This window comes from Bifidobacterium sp. SO1, assembly GCF_018555335.1.
GTDB classification, from domain to species: domain Bacteria; phylum Actinomycetota; class Actinomycetes; order Actinomycetales; family Bifidobacteriaceae; genus Bifidobacterium; species Bifidobacterium simiiventris.
This window is the reverse complement of record NZ_JAFEJR010000014.1, coordinates 1-22175: the sequence shown is the minus strand read 5'-3', so window position 1 is coordinate 22175 and position 22175 is coordinate 1. Positions and strand designations below refer to the sequence as shown.

19 protein-coding genes and 1 pseudogene are annotated in these 22175 nt (G+C 61.6%); 9 read left to right on the top strand and 11 right to left on the bottom strand.

Features of this window, described 5'->3' with window-relative positions; all coding sequences use genetic code 11:
- Positions 1-193 precede the first annotated feature (193 nt).
- The 3 genes and pseudogenes from JS541_RS10745 (at position 194) to JS541_RS10735 (ending at position 4603) form a co-directional block, all read left to right on the top strand.
- Positions 194-1546, top strand: a complete 1353-nt coding sequence (locus JS541_RS10745) for a histidine kinase (RefSeq protein ID WP_214374552.1) — start codon at positions 194-196, stop codon at positions 1544-1546.
- Positions 1547-1604: 58 nt separating this feature from the next.
- Positions 1605-2327: a response regulator transcription factor gene (locus tag JS541_RS10740; RefSeq protein ID WP_214374503.1), complete on the top strand. Its 723-nt coding sequence runs from the start codon at positions 1605-1607 to the stop codon at positions 2325-2327.
- A 164-nt stretch (positions 2328-2491) separates the two neighbouring features.
- Positions 2492-4603 (top strand): annotated as a pseudogene (locus tag JS541_RS10735) (DUF262 domain-containing protein).
- A gap of 173 nt (positions 4604-4776) precedes the next feature.
- On the opposite strand, the gene JS541_RS10730 reads toward JS541_RS10735, so the two are convergent.
- The 7 genes from JS541_RS10730 to JS541_RS10700 form a co-directional block, all read right to left on the bottom strand.
- Positions 4777-5853 carry a glycosyltransferase family 2 protein gene (locus JS541_RS10730; RefSeq protein ID WP_214374551.1) on the bottom strand — a complete coding sequence of 359 codons (1077 nt, stop codon included), beginning with the start codon at positions 5851-5853 and terminating at the stop codon, positions 4777-4779.
- 113 nt (positions 5854-5966) lie between these two features.
- Positions 5967-6614, bottom strand: a complete 648-nt coding sequence (locus JS541_RS10725; protein ID WP_214374502.1) for an alpha/beta fold hydrolase — start codon at positions 6612-6614, stop codon at positions 5967-5969.
- Between the two features lie 75 nt (positions 6615-6689).
- Positions 6690-7007, bottom strand: coding sequence for a hypothetical protein (locus JS541_RS10720; protein WP_236036868.1), 318 nt, complete (start codon positions 7005-7007; stop codon positions 6690-6692).
- A 63-nt stretch (positions 7008-7070) separates the two neighbouring features.
- Complete coding sequence (locus tag JS541_RS10715; protein ID WP_214374500.1) at positions 7071-8660, bottom strand: carboxypeptidase; 1590 nt, start codon at positions 8658-8660, stop codon at positions 7071-7073.
- A 94-nt stretch (positions 8661-8754) separates the two neighbouring features.
- On the bottom strand, positions 8755-9240 hold the full coding sequence (dtd, locus tag JS541_RS10710) for a D-aminoacyl-tRNA deacylase (RefSeq protein WP_214374499.1): 486 nt from the start codon (positions 9238-9240) through the stop codon (positions 8755-8757).
- A 146-nt stretch (positions 9241-9386) separates the two neighbouring features.
- Positions 9387-10706: an MFS transporter gene (locus JS541_RS10705; protein WP_214374498.1), complete on the bottom strand. Its 1320-nt coding sequence runs from the start codon at positions 10704-10706 to the stop codon at positions 9387-9389.
- 124 nt (positions 10707-10830) lie between these two features.
- A complete protein-coding gene (locus tag JS541_RS10700) occupies positions 10831-11475 on the bottom strand; it encodes a TetR/AcrR family transcriptional regulator (RefSeq protein ID WP_214374497.1) in 645 nt (214 codons plus the stop codon).
- A gap of 144 nt (positions 11476-11619) precedes the next feature.
- On the opposite strand from JS541_RS10700, the gene JS541_RS10695 reads away from it, so the two are divergent.
- The 4 genes from JS541_RS10695 (at position 11620) to JS541_RS10680 (ending at position 16763) form a co-directional block, all read left to right on the top strand.
- Positions 11620-13134, top strand: a complete 1515-nt coding sequence (locus JS541_RS10695) for an MFS transporter (RefSeq protein ID WP_214374496.1) — start codon at positions 11620-11622, stop codon at positions 13132-13134.
- Positions 13135-13534: 400 nt separating this feature from the next.
- The gene (locus tag JS541_RS10690) at positions 13535-14197 is read left to right on the top strand and encodes a TetR/AcrR family transcriptional regulator (protein WP_214374495.1); all 663 of its coding nucleotides are present in this window, start codon (positions 13535-13537) and stop codon (positions 14195-14197) included.
- A 150-nt stretch (positions 14198-14347) separates the two neighbouring features.
- Positions 14348-15619 carry an MFS transporter gene (locus tag JS541_RS10685; protein ID WP_214374494.1) on the top strand — a complete coding sequence of 424 codons (1272 nt, stop codon included), beginning with the start codon at positions 14348-14350 and terminating at the stop codon, positions 15617-15619.
- Between the two features lie 265 nt (positions 15620-15884).
- On the top strand, positions 15885-16763 hold the full coding sequence (locus JS541_RS10680) for an Abi family protein (protein WP_338023600.1): 879 nt from the start codon (positions 15885-15887) through the stop codon (positions 16761-16763).
- Between the two features lie 85 nt (positions 16764-16848).
- Here the strand turns inward: JS541_RS10680 and JS541_RS10675 are convergent, their stop codons facing one another.
- Genes JS541_RS10675 through JS541_RS10660 form a run of 4 tightly spaced genes read right to left on the bottom strand, consistent with a single transcriptional unit; the run spans position 16849 to position 20088 of the window.
- Complete coding sequence (locus tag JS541_RS10675; protein ID WP_214374493.1) at positions 16849-18012, bottom strand: ABC transporter permease; 1164 nt, start codon at positions 18010-18012, stop codon at positions 16849-16851.
- The gene (locus tag JS541_RS10670; RefSeq protein ID WP_214374492.1) at positions 18009-18692 is read right to left on the bottom strand and encodes an ABC transporter ATP-binding protein; all 684 of its coding nucleotides are present in this window, start codon (positions 18690-18692) and stop codon (positions 18009-18011) included. The genes JS541_RS10675 and JS541_RS10670 overlap by 4 nt, the downstream gene beginning before the upstream one ends.
- Positions 18689-19576, bottom strand: a complete 888-nt coding sequence (locus tag JS541_RS10665) for a hypothetical protein (RefSeq protein ID WP_214374491.1) — start codon at positions 19574-19576, stop codon at positions 18689-18691. Before JS541_RS10665 ends, JS541_RS10670 begins: the two co-directional genes overlap by 4 nt.
- On the bottom strand, positions 19573-20088 hold the full coding sequence (locus JS541_RS10660) for a hypothetical protein (protein ID WP_214374490.1): 516 nt from the start codon (positions 20086-20088) through the stop codon (positions 19573-19575). Before JS541_RS10660 ends, JS541_RS10665 begins: the two co-directional genes overlap by 4 nt.
- 134 nt (positions 20089-20222) lie before the next feature.
- Here JS541_RS10660 and JS541_RS10655 point away from each other — a divergent pair, with 134 nt between their 5' ends.
- Positions 20223-20909, top strand: coding sequence for a response regulator transcription factor (locus tag JS541_RS10655; RefSeq protein WP_236036870.1), 687 nt, complete (start codon positions 20223-20225; stop codon positions 20907-20909).
- The gene (locus JS541_RS10650; protein WP_236036871.1) at positions 20885-22048 is read left to right on the top strand and encodes a histidine kinase; all 1164 of its coding nucleotides are present in this window, start codon (positions 20885-20887) and stop codon (positions 22046-22048) included. The genes JS541_RS10655 and JS541_RS10650 overlap by 25 nt, the downstream gene beginning before the upstream one ends.
- Positions 22049-22175 lie beyond the last annotated feature (127 nt).

Sequence of the window (22175 nt, the reverse complement as noted above, 5' to 3'; positions counted from 1 at the left end):
GAACGGCCATAGTTCGTTGCCCGTTCGGGCATCTGCCGGACGGCGATGTCGCCCGCATGTCCAATGGCGTGGCATCGCGTTCGGCAATACAGTGGGAGACATGCCTTCCTTGACTGCGATCACTGCCCTGCTGCGTCCGACGAATGACGATGACGAAGTGCCGGTGCGCACGCGACGCTGGCTGACCGTGCCGATGGTCGCCGGATCGATGTTCATGTGCCTGATTCAGGTGTCGGTGATGGCGCAGCCGCAACGGGATGATCCGCACGGGGCCATCTACGTGTGGTACCTGTTCAGCACGTTCGCGGCGTTCGCCTTCCCGTTTCTGCTGTTGCGCCGCGGCCGGCATCCCGAACCGACGTTCTGGATGTGCCTGGCGATCGTGGCCGTATTCCCGTATGACCCGTTGCTCATGCTGATGGCGTTGACCGCCCTGGTCGCCCGGCGGTCGGATACCATGCGCACCGTGCGCGCGGTCGCGGCGGCCGTTCCGGTGGCCGTCTGGGCGCAGGTGCGCGATGCGCTGCAACCAGCGGACGCCTCGTTTTGGCATATGCTGTTCGCCAAGCCGAAGACCGGGGTCAGAGGCGAACCGATCGTGTTGTTGACCGGCGAGTCCACGATCATCGCCACCGCCGCGGTCGTCGCGGCGATCAGCGTCGCGGTCGCCACGCTGATCGGTCTGCATATCCGTTCGCGGGCACGGCTTACGCAGGCGGACGCGCAGACGCAAGCGGCGCAACATCATGTGCAGCACCTGCAAAACGATCTGGACGACCAGAAGCTTGCGGATGCGATCGCCGCCGAAGCGCACGATACGCTCGCGCATTCATTGTCGTTGATCGCGTTAAATGCGAGCGCCCTACAGGCCGAGGCGAACAGGCTGGCCGCATCATCATCCGATGCCGATACGGCCGACGTAGACATTGCATCCGTGGCGGCCAAGGCGGACGAGATCCGCCGGCAGGCGGCGGGTGCGTTGGATGAGGCGCATGCGATCATCGACATGTTGCGTCATCCGCAACAGGCATGGGATCAGCTCGCGCCCACCGACGACACCGCGTTGACCCGCGAATCGTTGGATGCACTGATCGCGGACGCCCGCCAGGCCGGCGCCCAAGTCAATACGTGGATCGACATCCGTCAGTTGGGCGATCTGGACGAATCGGTCGGCAAGGTCGCCTATCGGGCCATTCAGGAAAGTCTGACGAACGCGCTGCGCCATGCGGCGGGCATGCCGATATCGTTGGAGGTGACCGTCAATCCGCAGACCGGCGTGCATGTGCATGCCAGCAATCCTGTGGTGCCCGCATCGCCGCGAGCCTCGATCGTATCCGCCGATTTCGCCGACGCCCGTGTCGATCGGCCCGCATCGTCGGATCCGCGGATCGGCTCCGGACTTCCCGGGCTCACAGCACGGGTGCGTTCGACGGGCGGTGCGTGCAAGTACGGTGTCGACGAACGCGGCATGTTCCATGTCGACGTGACATTGCCGTGGACCGCAGTATCGCCCGCATCCGGCACGTCTGTTGGTTCCGGCGTATGATCGGCTCGTGCCGTTGCGATATCGTCCGTCCATGTCCGGATACAATGAAGCCGTGAATATGCGCGATCACGATCCACAGCCATCATTCGGCGACGACGGCACCGCAGTATCGCGGCCCGTCGTCACGGTAAGCATCGTCGACGACGATCCAATGGTCTGTCAGGCGATGCGGCTGATACTGACCGACTATTCAAACGGCGGTATCCGCGTCGTCTCCACGTCCGTCGACGGCACGAATGCCGTGGAGCGGGCCATACGGGAGCATCCCGACGTGGTGCTGATGGACATCGCCATGCCCGGAGTAGACGGCATCGAGACGACGAAGCGGCTGCGGACGCTGCCGAAGCCGCCGCATGTGCTGATGCTCACGTCGTTGAATCCGTCGAATACGGTGGAGCGTGCGGTGGAGGCCGGTGCGGAGGGGTTCGTATCGAAGACCGATGCGCCGCAGGAGATCATTCGCCGCGTATTCGACGTGTGTGCGGGCGTGCCGCAGTTCAACACCGCCAGCCAGCGTCAGCTGATCGCCGATCTTGGCGAACAGCGGCCGATTGCTCGCCGTGATGAGGCGAGACGACTATTGGATTCGCTGCCCGCTCGGGAACGGGAAACGGTGCTGCTGGCGGCGGAGGGTTATACGAACGCGCAAATCGCCGCACGGATGTTCATTTCCGAACGTACTGCGAAGGCGCATCTGTCAAGTGCGGCGGACAAGTTGAGCATGGGGCGCGTGCAGTTGGCGCGTCTGGTGGAACGGGCCGATCTGCCGCCGGTCGAGTGACGTTCGTCGGGCGGGGATGGGATCGGATCTCATGGTTCGTCTCCCACATGCCGCGCGATGTGCGGATGAGTAGGAGCACCGATCGCGACGCGCCCATAGGCGTTCGCTGGTAGGCTGGGTGCAGGTGTCTGGCAGTTGTTTGGCAATGGAACGAAGGGGTACGTATGGCGATCAGCGCGACGGAGAAACCGCTCAGCAAGGTGTTCACTTCGGATTATCGGTTCACGATTCCCTCGTTCCAGCGTGCCTATATCTGGCAGCCGGCGAATGTGCTGCAGCTGATCGGCGATCTCGAGGAGGCGTCCAAGACTCCGGACGTGCCATATTTTCTCGGATCGCTGATTCTGGTGCGCGACGGCGGCACGCACTATGAGGTGATCGACGGCCAGCAGCGTCTGGTGTCGCTGTCGATCATCATCGCCGCCCTGCGCGATCTGGAATCGGATGAGGAGTGAATGCGTCTGCTGGACGCACTGATCGTGGAGCCGGGCGACAAGCTGCGCGGCATCAGGAACGAGCCGCGGCTCACGCTGCGCGAACGCGACGCCGCGTTCTTCCGCGAATACGTGCAGGAAGGCAATCTGGAGGCGTTGTTCGATCTGGGTGACGAGGACTGGTCATCGGCTGCCCAGCGCAACATCACGCGCAACACGAAAGCGGCCTATGACGCGTTGACGGTGATGGACGAAGACGAGCGGCATGCGTTCGCCTCATATCTGGTGAACGGCGTGACCCTGGTGATCGTGACCACCGATGATCTGGATGGGGCGCATCGCATCTTCGACGTGATGAACATGCGCGGCCTGCCCTTGACGCCGTCCGACGTGTTCAAGGCCCGCGCGACGTCCGGGCTGAAACCGGCCATGCTGGACGAGTACGCGGCGCGATGGGACGACATCATGGACCCGATGGGCGACGACCCGCGCCAGAGCGAGGAGTTCTTCTCGTACCTGCATCTGATACTGGCGCACAAGCCGGATACCGGCAAGCTGATCGAGGATTTTCTGGGTGACGTGCTGCAGCCGTATCTGACGGCCGGCACGGTGCCCGCGTTCATCGACCGCGTGCTGGCACCGTATGCGATGGCATGGAGGATGCTTGAGCATCCGGGCGATACCGTGCTGTCGGCCGGAATTCGTGATCGTATCGAAGCGTTGAACGATTACCGCAACCATGAGTGGAAGCCCGTGGCGATGTGGGCGCTGGTCAATTCGTTCCGCAAGCTCGGAGAACCGGGATTCTCGCCATTCGTGCGTCGCGGCTCACACTCGTCGCGCACGACGGTGACGGAATCGTCGCTCGGACTGCATGACCGGCAGCGTTTGGAGGAGCTGTTCGCCGCATTGGAACGGGTGACCGGCGTGGATACGTTGAACCGCACCGCAGCCTTGGAACGTCGCGGCCATGCGACGGCGGCGATCCGCGATCTCGACAAGGGGTATCCGGTTCGTCTGGTGCGGGGTCTCGCCGTCAGCGCAGACGACCGTGCGGGCGCGTTGGTGCGGTTGCACGGCGAGATGCAGGGCGATGAGGATCTGGTGCGCCTGTTGCTGGTGCGCGCGAACGAGCAGTCGGCCCAAGGGCGTATCGCGCGGCCGCGTAAGCTGAGCGCCTTGCCAATCATGCCGGTGGAGATCGGTGATGCCGCGTCGTTTGCGCAATGGTCGCAGGAAGCCCACGATTATTGGATGTATCGGCTGGGCAATATGGCGTTGGTACAGGGCGGCGAAGATCAGTTGGATAAGCTGGCTGAATATGATCGCAGACGCGAGCGTATGCTGATGCGTTCGGATTCGCGCCGGTTCCCGTTGACGCGGGAGCTGGCCGATTTCGCCGAATGCACGCCGGCGATGATGCAGCATCGTCAGGAGGAGACGATACGGCTGATAGCCGAGTATTGGGATATCCGTTATGACGAGAACCATGCGGATCTGACGTCTTCAGCCAGCATCGAACAGCTGGCTGAGAACATGGAGGCGACGTCGCGCGCCAGCCGGGGTTCGCGGCGTGTCACCATCGCGCAGGTGGTGAAGGCCGGATTGCTGATTCCGGGCGAGATGCTGGTGTGGGAGCGTCCGCGCAAGGGCGAACGGTATGTGGCGACCGTCACGGCGAACGGACGGTTCCGTCTTGAGGACGGTTCCGAATACGCATCGCCGACCGCCGCGGCCCGTGCGGCTGGCGGCAGCAAGGCCGGATTGGACGTGTGGAAGCGCACGTCGAACGGGCAGAAGCTCAGCGACGTGTGGAAGGCGTACCGTTTGAAGGCGAACTGAGACTGTCTTTTACTGTCGGGTTGAGGGAATTGAGTGTTTCACCCCCTCAGTCAGCTTCGCTGCCAGCTCTCCTCAGGGGGAGCAAAGGATAAGAACGCCTCGACGAAACGCTAGCCGCAACCTGACGTTAGCGGAGCCGACTGAGGAAGCGTCACATAAAGCACGACAAAGTACTAGTCCCGGTCTGTTTCCTTGTCGTGCATGTATTCCTTCCAACTGCGGCTGATGCGTATCCAGTCGTCGCGCATCTCCTTGAAGTTGTCTTTGAAGTCGTCGACGGCATCGTCCACGGAATCCTTGAGCACGTCCAGCAGCGAGTTGGTGGATTCTGGCACCTCGTCGCCGTGATCGGCCGCATCCTTGCGCAGCCTTTCGATGCGGCGGCGCAGTTCGTTGGCGTCCTCGGGATCGATGTTAAGGCTTGCGGTGAGGCTCTGCCGGATCGTCTCGTAGTCGAGGTTCGCGAAGAACGTCAGCTGCTGCAGCCGCATGAACCCTTTGAGTTCCGGGTATCGGGCGAGGATGTAGTCCTCTCGGTCGTCGGCGGCCTTCATCCAGTCCCTGATGAGCTGCGTGTTCCATCCGCTGGTGATCGATCCCTTGCGAAGCCGGTAATGATAGAGCACTTCGGGAATGCGCACGATGCGATGCGACTCTCCGATGACGTTGCAGATGCGTGCCATGTCTTCGATCTTGCGTCCTACCGGGAAGGAGAACCCGTGATCCTTGTAGATGGACGCCGCAGCGAGGAACGACCAGAAGTACCCGTCGATCTCTGCCTTGACCTGCGCCTTGATGCCTTCCTCCGGGGTCATGACCATCACGGTGTCGAAGTCGTTGTGCTTGTAGTCCGATACCAGCGGCACGTCGTTCTCGGAGATCGTGTCGAATTGGAACATGACCAGATCGGCGTCGTATTCACGCATGGTTGCCACTGCCCGTTCCACAAGGTTTGGCGCGACGGTATCATCCGAGTCCACGAAGTAGATGCAGTCGCCGGTGGACTGTTCAAGGCCGGCGTTGCGGGCGTCGGACAATCCACCGTTGGGTTTGTGAATGACTCGGATGCGGTTATCCTTCGAGGCCCATGCATCGCACATGGCCGGGCAATTATCCGGCGAACCGTCGTCGATGAGCAGGATCTCGAGATTGTGGTAGGTTTGCGCGACGATGCCGGCCACGCATTCGTCCAGATATCGCTCGACCTTGTATACAGGCACGATCACCGATACCAGCATGTCACCGTCCATCGTCTGCGTTGTCTGCATCGTCATCTGCTGCTCCGATCCCCTGCGGTAACGATGATTCCCACTATATCGCCGACGCCGTATCCGCATGGCACCGTCATCATGCGGATGCACATCTACCAGATGCGAGGCCGCACCAACTTGTTGTCGGTCAGGAACGTGGCGACGTCACGCATCTCCTCCATGCAGATGCTGTGTGTCATGCCCGGATACACTCGCTCGGTAAGTGTGGTATGCGCCGAGTAGAAATCGGACATGGCCTGGATCTCACTTGGGGGAAAGATGTCATCCGCCGAGCCACGGCCATAGAACATCGCAGGCTTGAGCCGAGCCAGTTCATCGTCTCCCGCAAGCGGCGCATGGGCGAGGAATCCGGAGAAGCTGACCGCTGCCGCATACCGTTGCGGATTGAGCCGCAGCATTTCTCCGGCAAGCAGACCACCTTGTGAGAAACCCATGACCACGATGCTGCGGTCGTCGGCGATGTTCGCCGCCACCCAGCGGTCGATCGCCTCGCCTGCGGTTTTCGCCTGATCGTCCAATGACGCACCGGTCGGCACGCCGTCGTAGTCCCATGTGCCGAACCATGTATAGCCCATGCCGTATGCGATCGGGGCACGCAGCGAGGCGTAGTCGGCGCCTTGCGCGCAGTAGGCAAGCAGGCTCGGCAGGTCATGCTCGTTGGAGCCCCAGCCGTGCAACAGCAGGAACACCGGTTCCGTGCCATTCGCGCTGATATGCGTCAACGCATGCGTAACATCCATGTCAGAACCTTTCCGATTATCCACATGACCCGTTCACACGTGTCACGTTCGGATAATCATGGCGAAATATGGATCCTATTTGTTCACACTGGTGGAGATCTGCTGCTCGACACGGTCGAACGCCTGTGCCAGCAGCAGATTGCCGGGAACCGTCGTCAACAGGAATGCGAGCACCGCGGCAATGACCGACGTGATGATGCCTTTGATGAGCTTGACGACGATTTTGAACACGACATAGGCGATGGCCGCGCCGACCGCCACGGTGATCAGCGTCTGCACGGCGGACGGCAACGTGCCATACCACAATACGATGCGGTCGACGAACGACAGGTCAAGGTTGGAGAGATTGATATTGCTCAGGTCGATGTTGGACCAGTCTGCGACTGCTGTCATCGGCATGTCCTTTCAACAATGGCGGGATGGACGTTCCGACGGCCCATCCCGCTCACGCGGTCATTACAGGTCGGTCTCGGCACCCGGCAATGCGGGACGCTCGTTCAGCGTAGGCAGGTCGGACGCGTCCGCACTGTAGAACCGCTTGAGATCGGCTGTGAATTTGGCGAGGCTCTTCTCGGACGAGTACAGCATGTGCCCGGCCGGATAGTAGGTGAACGCCACGTTGGAGCGCAACGGCTTTGGAAGCCCCAGATGATCGATGTCGTATTCGGTCTGGAAGAATGGCGTGCACAGGTCGTAGATGCCGTTGCCGATCAACACCTTGAGCGTCGGCTGGTGGGCGATCGCCGCGGCCAGATCGGGCACGACGTTCGGGAACGGGATCTTTGCGCCCCATGCGGACTTTGTCATGTCCGGCTGCTCATGCCACCATGTCCATCCCTTACCGGGTTCGGTGGCGCTCCAGTCGAAGTCGGCGAAGCCTCGACGCTCCGGGACGCGGTCCCATCCAAGTTCGTCGCGCAGGTACGCGTTGCACAGGCTGGAGTATGCCGGGTCAAGGAAGGCATCGTCCACCACGAACGTCTCCTCGTCGTTCATGCGGTCAAGATCGTAGCCGGCGACACGGCCGTCGTAACGTCCGACGATCCTGTCTTCATCTCGCAGCAGCGCCTTGCGGAATCGCATGTCGACCACGCGCAGGTCGGAATCATAGACATACTGTTCGCTCAGGCCCGTCAGTTCGGCATAGCGTGCGGCGACCTTGTGCTTGGTGTCATCATCAAGCGATGATCCGGCCGCGAGCGCGAGGCGCAACGGCCCGTTCGCGAATGCGCGTGCGGCTTGGAGGTGATCGGCTATCTCGGTATCGGATGCCGCACGCCCGTGGTATTTCGCCACGGATGCGAAGGTCGGGAAGTAGCCGATGTAGAACTGGTCGGACGTGTCGAGCGTGAACGCGTAGTCGAGGATGTTGGAGATGAGCACGACGCCGTTGAGTGCCACGCCATCCTGTTGCAGACGATAGGTCAACGCCGCGCCGCGCGTGGTGCCGTAGGATTCGCCGAGCACGTACTTGGGCGAGTTCCAACGGTGGTATTTGGACAGGTATGCGCGGATGAACGCGCTGAATCCCGCCACATCGCCGTCCACCGACCACAACTCGGCCTTGGCGGCGTCGAGGATCTCGGAGAAGCCGGCACCGGCCGCGTCGATGAACACGAGGTCGGATGCGGGCAGCAGCGTATGCGCATTGTCGGTCAGGTGGTATGGGGCCGCCGGCACCGGGGCCGCATCCGGCACGTCGATGCGCTTGGGCGCGATGGAGCCCATGAGCAGGAATGTGGTGGACGAGCCGGGGCCTCCGTTGAAGATGAACGTGACCGGACGGTCCGTATCCACGTTGCCGTCGCCGTCGATGAGGTTGAATGCGGTGAAGAAGATGCTTGCGGCCGGCTTGACCTTGGCAGTGTCGATGTTGATGGTGCCTACGGTGGCCGTATAGGTCAGGTGTTCGCCGTCGATCACGATCGCGTGCCGGGTGGTCTTCTCATACGGTTCCGGCAGTTTCTTGCCGTCACGTTGCGTCGCCGGTGCCGTTGCGCTCTCCCCCGTCGCCTGCTTGTCCTGCGTCTTGTTGTCGTCACTCATGGCGATCACCAACCTTTCGAGAATCGTTCCATCACTGTATCAAACAGATCGAACAAATGTTCTATGGCATGTCGTCCGGCGTCACCCAACGGCCCTACGCCTTGTGCGGCATATCGACATCAGTGTCGATCACGATCGTCACCGGACCGTCATTGACCAAGCCGACACGCATATGCGCGCCGAACCGCCCCTCGCGCACCGGCACTCCCCCGGAACGCAGCGCGTCGTTGAAATCGCGCCAGACCAGCTCGGCATGAACCGGCTCGCCGGCCTTCACGAAACTCGGACGGTTGCCCTTGTGCACGTCGGCGAACAACGTGAACTGCGAGATCGACAGGATCTCTCCGCCGACGTCCTGGATGGATCGGTTCATCTTGCCTTGCTCATCCTCGAACACGCGCAGGTTGAGGATCTTGTGCGCGAGCCACGCGACTTCCGGCTCGCCGTCCGCGTCGGACACACCGACCAATAGCATGTAGCCAGGGCCGATCTGCTGCGGCTCGAACGTGGGATCGACCGTTCCCAGCTCGTTCAATACATCGACGCCGGCCTGTGAGACTCGTTGCAATACGATACGCATGCAGCCGATTATGCCACGACACAGGTGGATGACGCCGCATTTCGTTTGCGCCCGAACGGACGCATACAGCCGGTATGCAACGAAAAGGCCGCGGCGAAACTCGATCGCTTCGCCGCGGCCAGCCGTCACACGTGCAGGTTTTACGCCTACTTGACCTTCCGGATGCAGAAGAACAGGCACGCGCCCAGCAGCGAGATCACGAACGACGCCGGGAACACGGCGCGGTAGGTGCCGAACAGCGTGATGATGCCGCCGGCGATCGCGGTGCCGATGATCTGCGAAAGCGTGTTCGCGAAATTGATGATGCCGAGATCCTTGCCCGCAGTGTCCTTGTTCGGCAGCACGGCGAGGTTGAGGGCGCCGTCGATGGAGTTGTAGACGCCGTTCGCCACGCCGGTGATCACGCCGAACGCGTACATGGCCCACGCCTGCGGCCAGATGAACGGGAAGATCGCGGCGATGCCGATGAAGATGACGGAGATCGCGACCGGGGCCTTGAGCCGACCGAACTTGTCGGCGAGCGGGCCGGCGATGACGCCGAAGATGATGCCGGTGAACATGGAGATGGAGGTCATGGTGGCGACCGCGATCTTGGTGGCGTCGACGCTCAGGTGGATGTAGTCGGTGAAAATGTACAGCTGGTACAGGCTCACGCAGGTGCCGCCGACGACCATGAGCAGCTTGCCGCCGAGCGCGAGGTAGTAGTCGCGCGCGCCGTGGACGGGCAGGAAGAAGTGGCTGAGCAGGCTGCCGGCGTCGAAGCGGACGCGCGGTTCGTCAAGGTTGGACTGCTCGTTCATGAGCAGCACGTGGACGAGTCCGAGCACGAGCGAAATGCCGGCGAGCAGGTACATGCCTGCCTGCGGGTTGCCGAGGAACTGCGAGGCGATGATGGTGATGATCTGGCAGCAGGTCCAGCCGACACCCCAGCACATGGATGCGGTGCCGCGCCAGCGCGGCGCGATGCGGTCGGACTGCTGGGCGACCATCGCCGCGGCGATGGCGTTCTCCGCGACCGCGACGACGACCCAGCCGGCGATGATCGCGCCGATCGAGATCACGTTGGCGATGACGACGAACATGAGCGCCTGGATGATCAGGCCGCCGACGATGTACGGCTTGCGCTTGCCCCAGCGGGTGCGGGTGACGTCGGAGAGCGCGCCGAACACGAAGTTGGCGATCAGGCCGGCGAGCGACACGAACGACGACATCAGGGCGACGGCCGCGACCTTGCCGGCCGGGTCGAGATTGCTGAAGATCTGCGGGGTGAGGATGTTGCGGCCGGCACCCACCGGCCCCATCCAGGTCAGTGGCCCAAAGAACAGGCCTGCGCATAGGAGATACGGCAGTTTCGGCTGCTGCTCGTTGGATACGCTGGAGCCGCCGGGTTGCGGAGTCGGGGTATTATGCACGGCCGTTTGCTTACGGCCGGTCTGGCTTTGCTGTGGCATGCTGATCGACGTCATTTCGGTTCCTCTCTTTTCCGTCATGGGATCATCCGCCAAGGATGATCGTCGTCGATGAAAACGGCAGCCACGATACTCCCCTTTGCGGATTATCGTTAACCTTCCTGCGTGTCGCGGCCCAACCTCACCTCGCTGTATCCGTCGGCGCACCCCCGCCGGCGCCGGCCCTCGCCCGGCGCTCGTAATAGTCGACGAGCGGGAGGAACAGCTCGTCGACGGTGGCGACGATGTCCGCTTCGGACAGGGGACGCATGTCGCGCAGGATGATCGCGCGACCGAGCTCCCCCGGCATGCGCAGAAGCGATTCCGGCAGTTCGCAGGTAATGCCCCCTCGCTCCCGCGCCGCATCGATGGCCATCATGATGCTGGGTCGGTCACTCATCATCGTACGTTCATACAGTTCGTGTGCACTCACTCCCAGCCAGTCGGCGTAGACGCCGAATTTGGCGAGCACCATCACCGCGTCGGACTGTTTGCGGTTGAGCTGCAGGAGAATGGAGATGACGTCGCCTCTGAGCGTGCCGGTGTCCGGCTGTTCGAGGGCGGCGCGTCCGCGGTGCCATCTTACGGCGGCCACGAACAGGTCCGTGCGGTTCGCCCATCGTCGGTAGAGCACCGGTTTGCTGGTATGCGCCCTGGCGGCCACATTGTCGAAGGTGAACTCTTCGGCGCCGCACGTGGACAGTTGTTCCCACGCGGCATCCAGAATGGCCGTTTCCAGGGCTTCGCCTCGCCGGCGCGTCCGCTTCGGCGCGATATTCTCTTCCATGTACTCATCTCCATACGCGGCATGGCGCACCGCCGTCAGCGATCGCTCACTCTCCTCTATAAGATACCATGGCGTTTCTTACTTACGGTTGCCTATAATCAGATGCTGCATATAAGAAACTTATTCGTATCTTAAAGAGGTTGGATGATGGAAAACGCACGAGGAAAGGATACGAGACGCTCCCTGATTTGCTTGTGCGCGGCCGAGCTGGTGATGATGATCAACACCACGGCGTTCAACGTGGCGCTGCCGGACATCGCCGAATCGCTCGGCGCGGGCATGGCGGAACAACAGTGGATCGTGTCCAGCTACAATCTCGTATTCGCGGCCGTGGTGCTGCTGGCCGGATTCCTCGGCGATAGGATCGGCCATCTACGAACCATGCTTGCCGGATTGAGCATGTTCGTCGTCGCATCCGCAATCGGCTTCATGGCCGGGAACGTACCGGCACTGCTCGTCTCGCGGTCGATCATGGGCGCCGGCGCGGGCGTGGTCATTCCGATGGGGCAGGCGCTGCTCGGCATCCTGTTCCGGAGTTCCGAATTGTCCCGCGCCATGACCGCATGGGCGATAGCCGGCACGCTGGGCGTTCCGTTCGGTCCGCTCGTCGGCGGAGCGCTTACCGCCGCAATGGGCTGGCGCGGCATCTTCGGGTTCGATGGCGTGGTGTTTCTCGTCGTGATCGCGGTTATCCGCATGTACGTTCCGCGGACGAACGCATCGCACGAATCCCGGTCGCTGCGTATGCCGTGGATGTCGGTCGCGATGATGTTCGCCGGATTCACCCTGTTTTCGACCGGTCTGGTCAATGCACAGCACGGTATCCTGTCCGCAAACGCTTGGATTCCGATGACGGTCGGCGTTGTGTTGATCGCGGGATTCGTGCTGCATGACCGCGCCTCTCATAATCCGCTGATGGAACTCGACCTGATGAAGGACCCGTCGTTCGCGGCCTGCGCCCCGGCGTTGATGATGCTGAACTTCTCGATGTACGGCATCATCTTCATCATGCCCGCTTACTTGGAGACGGTGCTGCGTCACGGCGCGCTGATCGGCGGCATGCTGCTGATGCCGTTGGTCGTCGCATCCATCGCGGGGTCGCGGATGAACGACTGGATCGTCTCCCGGATCGGCTCGCGCGGCACAAGCCTGCTGTCCTTGGGATGCCTGGCCGCCGGCATGCTGACGATCGGCGTTGCCATGAGATGGCCAGACGGGGCGCTACAGCAGACGACGATGCTGATGGGCCAGATCATGGCCGGTCTCGGATTGGGAGCGGGCCAGCCAGCAATGCTGACATGGGCCATGGGCCGGGTGCCGGTCGAGCGATCCGGCGCCGGCTCCAGCCTGCTGACCGTGTTCCGTCAGTTCGGATCCATCATCGGCGTGGGCATCTTCGGCAGCATACAGAGCGGACTGTATGCGGAGAAATTCCACGATCTCGCACAGCCAGCCGGGCTGAACGCGCAATCGGCCGGTTCCGTGATGCTGGATTTCCAGCAGGCGACTGAATTTGCGGACACGACAGGAAACCTGATACGACAGATCGCCTCCCGCGCCTACGAATCCGCGATGACCGGCAGTTTCGCCTCGGCCGCCGCGGTCATTCTCATCACCCTAGGAATCGTCGCGCTGATATCCCGCACAACGACGAGGTGAGTATCGGAAAACCGCGTGGACGTACACAATGGAAACCCCATCCCCACGGAAGGCAGTGACGCGCCGCCGTTTCTTACCCACTCGGGGTGCGCGGCGCTACTCGACGATCACTTCTTGGAAATGTTGAGTTTGGACTCAACTGACTTGCCGTACCGCGACAGCCGTCCACTCCCTCACACTTGCGCAGTCGACGGATAGTCATTCAGACAGTGAAATCGTCATTCCAAAAGTCATGTATCTGTCCTCAGACACATTGAATTGAAGCTCGATGTTTGTCGGTCTTTTTTCATCCCGCAATGTTGTGAATATTCAAGCACAGCGCGTGATAGTCTATTCGACCATTTGACAGACCGACCGACGGTCTGTATGCTCTGGGAAAGCGAAAGGAAAGGAGGAAGTCATGGCGCACCATACGCACCACGAGGACACCGAACGGCGAATCCTCGATTCCGCACGAAGGCTCTTCGCCAAGAAGGGCTACGAGAAGACATCCATCCAGGACATCCTGAACGATCTGGGTCTTTCCAAGGGCGGGCTCTATCACCATTTCAAATCGAAGGAGGCGATTCTCGACCAGCTGAACGCCGACGAGTGGGCCGTCACCGCACGTCTCCTCGACAAACTCATCGAGCGTGATGACATGAGCGCATTGGAGAAGTTGCGCGCACTCATCGTTTCCGCCGTGGACGCCCCCGATCACTTGGATCTCGTTCGATCCCAGCTCGCGCTGCTCAAGGATCCCGCGTTCTTTACCGCGAATATGCGCTTCTGGTCAACGAGACTGCCGGAGTCCTTCCGCTCGCTCATCGATATGGGTGTGCAGGACGGTTCGATTCCCACGGCATATCCCGAGGAAGCGGCGCAACTGCTCTCACTCCTCGGCAACTACTGGCTCATGCCCTGCTTTTATCCCGCCGACCGTACCGACATGGAACGGCGCATCCGCTGCCTCGCCACGATGCTCGACGCCATCGGCGTACCGGTATTCGACGAGACGCTCACCCTACGAGCGGTCAAGGGCCTCACGGCCCTGTTGCCAGAGGGGGAAGCGGCGTCCGCATAGGCCGTACCCGGGCACGCCGGTTTGCACATTATGGCGCCCGCGTGAAAGGACGTTTGTGCGTCCTTTGCCGTGGCGCATTTTTTATCACCATAACAGACCGACGGTCGGTCTGAATGGATGTCCATGAACACCAAGGAAAGGAACTCGATAATGACGGACACGTCCGAATACGCGACTCAGCAGCAAAGCAGCCGAGTTGCAGACCCTCTTCATATACGCGACTTCTATCTGCTTGTCGCAGGTCTCGGCATATCGCTTTTCGCCAACCTCATGTTGCGGTTCGCCATGTCCATGTGGGTGCTTGACGAGACCGGCTCGGCCGCGGCATTCGCTTCCATCCTCACGGCGAGTATCCTGCCCACGATCCTGCTCTCGCCCCTCGGCGGCGTGGTGGCGGATCGCAGGAACCGCCGAACCATCATGGTGGCACTCGACACGCTCTCCGCCGCAACAGTGCTCATTTGCGCGGCGGTTTTCTCAGCTACCGGATTCAATCTGGCGGCGATTGCCGTGATGCAGGTGGTGCTCGCCGTACTCGATGCCATGGAGACGCCCACGGTGCAGGCGGCGTTGCCGCAGATGTTCCGCTCCCACGGCGAGGACGTGATGCGCCGCGCGATGGCCGTGGTGAACGTGGTGAACCAGACGAGCACGCTCGTACCCGCCGTGCTCGGCGGCGTACTCTACGCGACAGTGGGCGCCATGCCCATGATGGGCATCACCATCGTGGGATTCGGCACGGCCGCAGTCGTGGAGTGCTTCATCCAACTCGGCGCTCCCGAACGTGGTGACGATGGGCGCACCTCGGCCCTCGATGACCTTGTGCGCGCCGGACGTTTCCTCACTCGCGAGCGCCCCCATGTACTGCATCTGGTGCTGCTCTGCGCCGCGCTCAACTTCCTGGTGACTGGATACGCGGAAGTCGGTTTCCCCTACATGGTGCGAACCGTGCTGGGGTTCGACTCCACGGCGTACGGTCTTGCATATGGTCTCGTGGGAGCATCCGGACTGCTTGGCGCGCTCGTCGGAGGACGGGCCGCGAAGTCGCTTTCCAAGCGACGATTCCCGACAACAATCGCCGCCTTCTCACTCACCATCCTGCCCCAGGCGCTCGTCATGGCGCTTCCCGCCGGCGATGGAGTGCGCCTTGCGACGCTCACGGCGAGCACCTGCGGAACCATGGTCGCCATCACCCTCGCGAACCTCATCGCCGTGCCGGCGATCCAGATGAGCTGCCCCGAGGACATGACCGGCAAGGTGATGTCGCTCGCGCTCTCCACGAGCATGTGCGCCCAGCCTCTCGGGCAGATCACATACGGTTGGGCGTACAGCGTTTATCCAGCGGGAGCGGTCCTGGCGATGACGTTCATGCTGGCCGTTGCCATGTTGCCATTGGTCGCACACGTAGCGCGGAGGTTCTAGGACATGCTCCCCGTCCAAACCCGTGACACTACCCGGCAATCACTTCTTAGACGTTGATGAAACTTGAGCTCGATGCCATCACCGGACTGTGTCGTATTTTGACCGGGATAATCACACAGCGTTGCGATTATCCCGCACCGTCGTAGCACGGTAAGGCCAAGAATCACTGGTCGGGACCGGATGCTAGATTCGAGTATAACAGCAGCCTTCCACGCCTCCTTACAGTGCGCAACCCGGGAGGCTCTTTTCATTTCCGGAGGTGTCGGTGAAGTCCGCGAAGAACTTGGATGAGATGATCGAGCTCATGGAGTCACGGGGCCTGACCGTGCCGGATCACGACGAGATGCGCCGAATATTGTTCGACTCCAACTACTACCGGCTGTCCGGGTATTTCCGCGCGTTCCAGAACGATCCGGCGCACGGGAACAACGACTTCAAGTCCGACGTTACGACAGCTGATTTTCTTGAACCGTATCGGCTGGACGGCGAATTACGCTCCAAGATTCTGCGGGGTACGGCACTTGTCGAGTTGACGGTGAGGTCACGTTTCGCGTATCTCGTCGCACAGAACGGTGGCGCATACTCGTATGCGGACATCGATTCGTACGAGCCGATCACCAACCGCAAAGACATCGAACTGCGAACCTCGCTGGTCTCGAACATCCGCAAATGGATAGACATGTCCAACGAAGTATGCATCCGCCATTACCGCAAAGTGGGCGAGCCGGTGCCGATCTGGGCGGCGGTGGAGACCATGCCGTTCGACACGGTATCGCGTATGCTCAGCCTGCATCGGGACACAAGCGCGCTCAAGGAACTGTACCGGTCGCTCGGCATACGCACCAACCTGCGCACCGCATCCGAGATCATCCATGCGATGGTCTACCTGCGCAACCTGTGCTCGCACCACAGCAGGCTGTGGCACCGCGAGATGGTCATCGTGCCGCCTGTCACCCGGGACATGCGTCGACGCTACCCGGACTTCAACTACGAGCAACGATCGGTCGCGCAGGCGTTGATCGCGTTATTCTATCTTGCGGATGAGATCAACGGCGACGATTCGTATTCAAATGAGCTTATTGACTTTCTTTCCGAGCAGCATCGCTACGGTGACGGTATACGTCACCCATTGCATTGGGAATAGACACGGCTGACGTGCTGAAAGCGCCGCATGGTTCTCGAACCGGGTTAAGACTCATGTTTTGACTCTTAACCCCTCCATTATGCTGTCAGCGTAATGCCAGTGCGGGTTGTAGTCGTATGGCTTTGATGGCCGGGGCGAGGGAGCCGATGAGCGAGGTGGCGATGGATGCGTCTGCCGCGACCATCGCCGCCGTATACGGGTATGCCGGCGGTTCGAGTGGCGAGTCGGCGGGCAACATCCAAGGAATCGCCCAGACCAATGCCATGGAGATGAGCACCGCCGCGAATGCGATGATGAGGCTGAGCAGCACGGATGAGCCGATGACCTGTATGGCTATGTTGACTCTGGTCGCTCCCAGTGCGCGGCGGATGAGCAGTTCGTGCGAGCGTTGCTCGATGCCGGCCAATCCGATGTTGATCATGCCGATGGCGGATACCGCCAGCAGCAGTATCGCGGTGACGATGACGCCGAGTTGGAGGAATCCGATGACCTGCTCGTAGTCGCCGGCGTTGTCGGAGCGGTTCCATGATGATACGCTGCCGATGCCGACGTCGGACAGCAGATCATCCAACGCGGTTTTGGCATGTTGGTCGTCCACGCCCTCGTCGGGGTGGACGAGGATGGTCAGACCATCCGGGGCCCAGGCCTGGGGCCAGTAGCGTTGCAATGTGATCGCGTTGATGTAGATGACGGGTTCGTCCGCCCCGTCGGCGACGACGCCGTCCACCCGTGCCGGCACCTGCTGCGGGTTGCCGGTCCGGGCGAGCGTCACGGTGCCGTCATGCACGTATTGGCGGGCGCTTTCATTGACCACGGTTTCCAGCGTGGCGGGTTCGTTCGCCCCGGTCAGCCATGCGCCGATGATGGGTGCAGGCATGACTCCCATCCGTTCGGCGTCGGTGACGACGATGGTGACGTGACGTATCTCCATGCTGACGCCGGACGATGCCCATACGGCGAGGTCGTTGAGATGGTACTGCGCGGATGCGGTTCCCGGCCTGAAAGTCGCGAGGCGTTCCTGCAAGGTCGTGGTGGTCCGCGCATCGGCTAGTGACCGCACGTCGATGATGGCGCTGTAGGTGGGTGTCCTGCCGCTCAGGCGCGCGTTGACCGCTTCGAGGTAGTCGCGGCCGAGTGTGCCGACGAGGACGCCGGCGATGAGCGCGACGATGCCGATGAGCATCGATAGGGCGGTGAGGCTGGTGCGCAGCGGGTTGATGCGCAGGTCCTTGACGATCATGCGGATCATGAGAGTTTCCCCCTGTCGATTGTCAGCCGGCGTTCGCATCGGGCGGCGAGTTGCGGGTCGTGCGTGACGAGGATGAGTGTGACCCCGAGTTCTTGAACCTGTCGGAACAGTATGGCGGCGACCATATCACCGGTTTCGGTGTCGAGCGCGCCGGTCGGCTCGTCACAGATCAGCAGGTCGGGATCGGTCGCCAGCGCGCGGGCGATGGCCACGCGCTGCTGTTCGCCTCCCGACAGGCGCGACGGCATGCTGTCCGCGCGCTCCGCAAGTCCGACGGCATGCAGCATGCGCACGGTCCGTCTCCTGATCGTCCGCATGGGAGTCCCTCCCCGGTACTGCAACGGGAGGGCCACGTTCTCCCACGCGCTCAGATGCGGGATGAGGGAGTAGTTCTGGAACACGAACCCGATATGCCGGCAACGGAAGTGCGACCGGTCGGCGTCGCTCCACGCGGCGCAGTCCCGTCCATCATAGGAGAGCGTCCCGCTGTAGTCGTTGTTAAGCAGGCCGATGATGGAGGCGAGGCTGGTTTTGCCGGACCCTGATTTCCCGACGATGGCGGTGGACGTGCCGCGCTCGAAAGACGCGCTCACGTTGTTCACCGTCGTGAGCCTGCCGCCATCGGGCAATCGCACTTCGGCGCTCAGGTGATCCACCCGGATGAGTGGCGTGTCATTCATGATTGCGCTCCGGGAGCAAGGTTCGGGGCCGTCGAGGACACCACGTCGCCTTCCTTGAGACCGTCGAGGATGATGATCGAAGTGCCGTCCGACGCACCCAGCTTCACGTTCACGGCGGTGAACGAATCGCCGTCGCGCCTGCTGACCTGGCCGGAGCCGAGTCTGCCGGCCACCGCGGTGACGGGCAGGATCAGCGCGTCCTCGATTGCGGTCGCGGTCAGCACCACGGTGGCGTTCTGCCCGGGGCGTGCCTGCACGTTCTTTGGGAACAGGCATTGCATAGTGCGCGTCGATGCGACACCTTGCGCGGTCGTCGATCCGGCTGCGGCTTCTCCCGATGAGGTTGACATAGCAATGCCGTCGTCCACTACCGCCGCGCAATCCGTGGGCCCCTGCGCGTCGGTGATCTGGAACCGGCCGGTGAGCGTCTGGTCCGAGCCTACGGTCGTCAGCAGCGCGGTCGCGTCCACATTGGCGCTCATGCCGCCGTATCGTATCGAGAACAGCGGATAGTTCGCGGCCACGTCGTTGTCCTGTGCGATTGTTTCGATCACGCCATCGACCGGGGTTGTGATCTTCTGGTCGCCGATGGTGCCCAGCACGTCGCCCGCATGAGCGTATGATCCCTGCTCGGCCGTGGAATGGAACCAGCCTTTCGCCGGAGCGGCGAGCGAGAACACCGAAGCCACCTGCACGCTGGTGGAGGATGAGGCCAATGGCGTGATGCCGCCCTTGCGCACCTCGACCGTAGACACCGATTGCCCTGCCGTGGAGGATGCGTCGGACGATGACGTCTGCGATGACGAGCAGGCCGTCACGGTCACGCACATCACCGCGGCCGCGATGCACGCCAATAAACGCTTGGAGAAGGCAGGCACGTTCATTGCGCCAGTCCGTTCTCCTGACGGTACCATGTGCAGTCCGTGTTGTAGAAGTCCCGCATGGTCGAATAATCGCCGAGCTCGGACTTGCCGATCACGTCGTTCTCGACTATGCCGTCCTTGTCCTCGTAGTAGTTCTTGAACCAGTCGGTGTCCAGTAGTTTGCGCAGCTGTTTGAGGGATTCACGGGCCGTCTCCGGGCTGGTCTGGCTGTTGTCGAGGATGTCGCGTTCCACCGAGCACTGCCAGTAGGAGTACGCCTGCCCCTCTCCGCTGCCTTTGGCATACAACGAGGACGAAGACTGCGTCTTGGGCATGTTCGCGGGGAACTCGTCGCCGTTCATCAGCGTAAAAGGAAAGTCCTCGACGGTCGCCTTGTATTCCTCGTTCGCCTGCTGCCAGGTCAGCATGCCGCCGTTGTCCGAGGCGCCGCCGTTCGAGGTCGTCCCGCAGCCGGACAGCAGCATCGCCGCAATCAGCATGGCGGCCTTGTGTCGTGTTCTCGGTTTCATCATCATGCTCCTTCGGACGATTGCACAACTGTCACCAACCATTAGCCCACAGACGGCGGCCCGGAAGCAAAGGATTGTCATGCGCGCGCATGACAACGATACGGCGACGGGTATGGGACGCGCATACGATGGATGCCATGACAGACACATCGGGATCGCGGACCATAACCGTCGGGGTTCTGGACAACGATTCGCTCGCCCTCAACGCCATAGCCATGATGACAAGCCGTCTTTCCCCGCGGTTCCATGTCATCTGGAGCACCACGTCACCGGCGTCGGCATTGCAACGCTGCATGACACGCGGCACGCAACCCGACGTGCTGATCGTCGACATGGCATTGGGAGGCATCACCGGCGCGGACATCTGCATGAGAATCCGCCGGCGCACCCCGACAATCGGCCTGGTATGCGTCACATCCTATGACCTTGCTTCGTACCGTCAGGACGCGATCGAGGCGGGCGCGCAATGCCTGCTGGCCAAGGACCGCATCGTCAGGGAGCTTCCGCAGGCCATACGATGCGCGGCGCAGGGCGAACCCGTTGCCGACACCGGATTCCCCACCGCGCGGGAGGCCCATCGGAGACTCAACGACGAACGCGCTACCGGAACGCAGTTGCCGGAAACCGACAAGCCGTCGTTGTCCCCCAGGGAGCGGGATGTGCTGCGGCTCTACGCGCACGGGTCGTCCACCGACGAGATAGCCGCGCTCCTGAACGTGGGCAGGGGAAGCGTCTTCACCTATGTCAACCGGGCATGCCGCAAACTCCACGCAGCCGACCGCAAGGAGGCCCTCGCCATATGCGCTCGATACGATCTGCTTTGAGCCGCATACGCCATCCGGCCATACTGGCGGAGGGACTGGTCCTCGCGGCGGCGATCCCCATCGAGATGGGCGTGTACTCATCCCAGAACCTGCTGTCATGGTCGACCATACGCATATCGCTGCTTGTCGCCATCCTGTGCGCCTTGCTCGGAGTGGCGCCGACATGGGTCTCCTGCCTGTTGTTTGTGGTCTCCGGATACGCATTGCTGTGGCTGTTCTCGCCATTGACGACCATCATGATCGCCGCACTGACGTCCATCGCGGTGCTCTCGTTCGTCAAACCCCGCCTCGGCGCCGCTTCCGCGCTGGCCGCCTTCGCCGCCCTCGCCGTGAGCAACACGCAGAACAACCTCACCGCATCGAACATCGTCGGCATGATCGTCATGTGCCTATGCCCGTTGTCACTGGGGCTCGGTCTCAACCTGCTGCTCGCCCGACGACAGGCGACCGCGGCGCTCAGACAACGGCTTGATCGAGAACGCACGGCACGACACCTGCACGACACCATCAGCAACGATCTCGCCTACATGATCCTGCGCATCGACCAGGCAAGCCATGACGACCTGACTGGCGACCGGAGCCAATATCAACGACAACTCGACGATCTACGCACCATCGCCGAAACCGCGCTCGACCATACCCACCAAGTGATACGGCAACTCGAACATGCCGACGAATCGGACGGCATCGCCCATGTCGGCCAGACAAACGAAGACATGGCCGGCAGGAAAGCCGAACAGCAACGGGAACAACTCGAAGACATCATCCAGACACAGCAGCGACGACTCAAAAGCCTCGGTTTCCAAGGCGACGGCATCCTAGGGACATTCGATCATCCCCTGGAGGATGACATCCTCGACCTCCTCGAGGGGCTGATCAACGAACTCTACGCGAACATCGCCAAGCACGCCGACCCCGACGCCTGGTACGCCGTCACGATCTCCTTCGATCAACGGCACGTCATCATCTCGGCAAGCGACGCGAGAAAAAACAACGAGACTCAGATCGGGCTAGGCAGCGGTCTCGATCGATACCGAACCGTCATCGAATCCATGTCCGGAACATTCGACGTAACCACTGATGATGGCAGCTGGAACGTGGATATCGTCATGCCACCGTTATCTTCGAATGACAAATAAGGCGCTTGTGTTGTTTTCGTGGGTGTGGGTTCGTCGTTGAGCCGTTGAGGGAGTAAGAGAAGAGCGCTTCCTGGGTAGGATGTTTTCGACCAAGATAAACAAGCAACCAGCAAGCGCCTGATGAACA

Coding starts and splice junctions, on each gene's coding strand:
- JS541_RS10720 (WP_236036868.1), bottom strand. CDS start 7,007: ATGACAGCAGTCGCAGACTGGTCCAACATCGACCTGAGCAATATCAAT.
- JS541_RS10725 (WP_214374502.1), bottom strand. CDS start 6,614: ATGGATGTTACGCATGCGTTGACGCATATCAGCGCGAATGGCACGGAA.
- dtd (WP_214374499.1), bottom strand. CDS start 9,240: ATGCGTATCGTATTGCAACGAGTCTCACAGGCCGGCGTCGATGTATTG.
- JS541_RS10705 (WP_214374498.1), bottom strand. CDS start 10,706: ATGACGTCGATCAGCATGCCACAGCAAAGCCAGACCGGCCGTAAGCAA.
- JS541_RS10685 (WP_214374494.1), top strand. CDS start 14,348: ATGACGGACACGTCCGAATACGCGACTCAGCAGCAAAGCAGCCGAGTT.
- JS541_RS10690 (WP_214374495.1), top strand. CDS start 13,535: ATGGCGCACCATACGCACCACGAGGACACCGAACGGCGAATCCTCGAT.
- JS541_RS10740 (WP_214374503.1), top strand. CDS start 1,605: ATGCGCGATCACGATCCACAGCCATCATTCGGCGACGACGGCACCGCA.
- JS541_RS10675 (WP_214374493.1), bottom strand. CDS start 18,012: ATGATCCGCATGATCGTCAAGGACCTGCGCATCAACCCGCTGCGCACC.
- JS541_RS10730 (WP_214374551.1), bottom strand. CDS start 5,853: ATGGACGGTGACATGCTGGTATCGGTGATCGTGCCTGTATACAAGGTC.
- JS541_RS10665 (WP_214374491.1), bottom strand. CDS start 19,576: ATGAACGTGCCTGCCTTCTCCAAGCGTTTATTGGCGTGCATCGCGGCC.
- JS541_RS10655 (WP_236036870.1), top strand. CDS start 20,223: ATGACAGACACATCGGGATCGCGGACCATAACCGTCGGGGTTCTGGAC.
- JS541_RS10745 (WP_214374552.1), top strand. CDS start 194: ATGGTCGCCGGATCGATGTTCATGTGCCTGATTCAGGTGTCGGTGATG.
- JS541_RS10650 (WP_236036871.1), top strand. CDS start 20,885: ATGCGCTCGATACGATCTGCTTTGAGCCGCATACGCCATCCGGCCATA.
- JS541_RS10670 (WP_214374492.1), bottom strand. CDS start 18,692: ATGAATGACACGCCACTCATCCGGGTGGATCACCTGAGCGCCGAAGTG.
- JS541_RS10715 (WP_214374500.1), bottom strand. CDS start 8,660: ATGAGTGACGACAACAAGACGCAGGACAAGCAGGCGACGGGGGAGAGC.
- JS541_RS10700 (WP_214374497.1), bottom strand. CDS start 11,475: ATGGAAGAGAATATCGCGCCGAAGCGGACGCGCCGGCGAGGCGAAGCC.
- JS541_RS10660 (WP_214374490.1), bottom strand. CDS start 20,088: ATGATGAAACCGAGAACACGACACAAGGCCGCCATGCTGATTGCGGCG.
- JS541_RS10695 (WP_214374496.1), top strand. CDS start 11,620: ATGATGGAAAACGCACGAGGAAAGGATACGAGACGCTCCCTGATTTGC.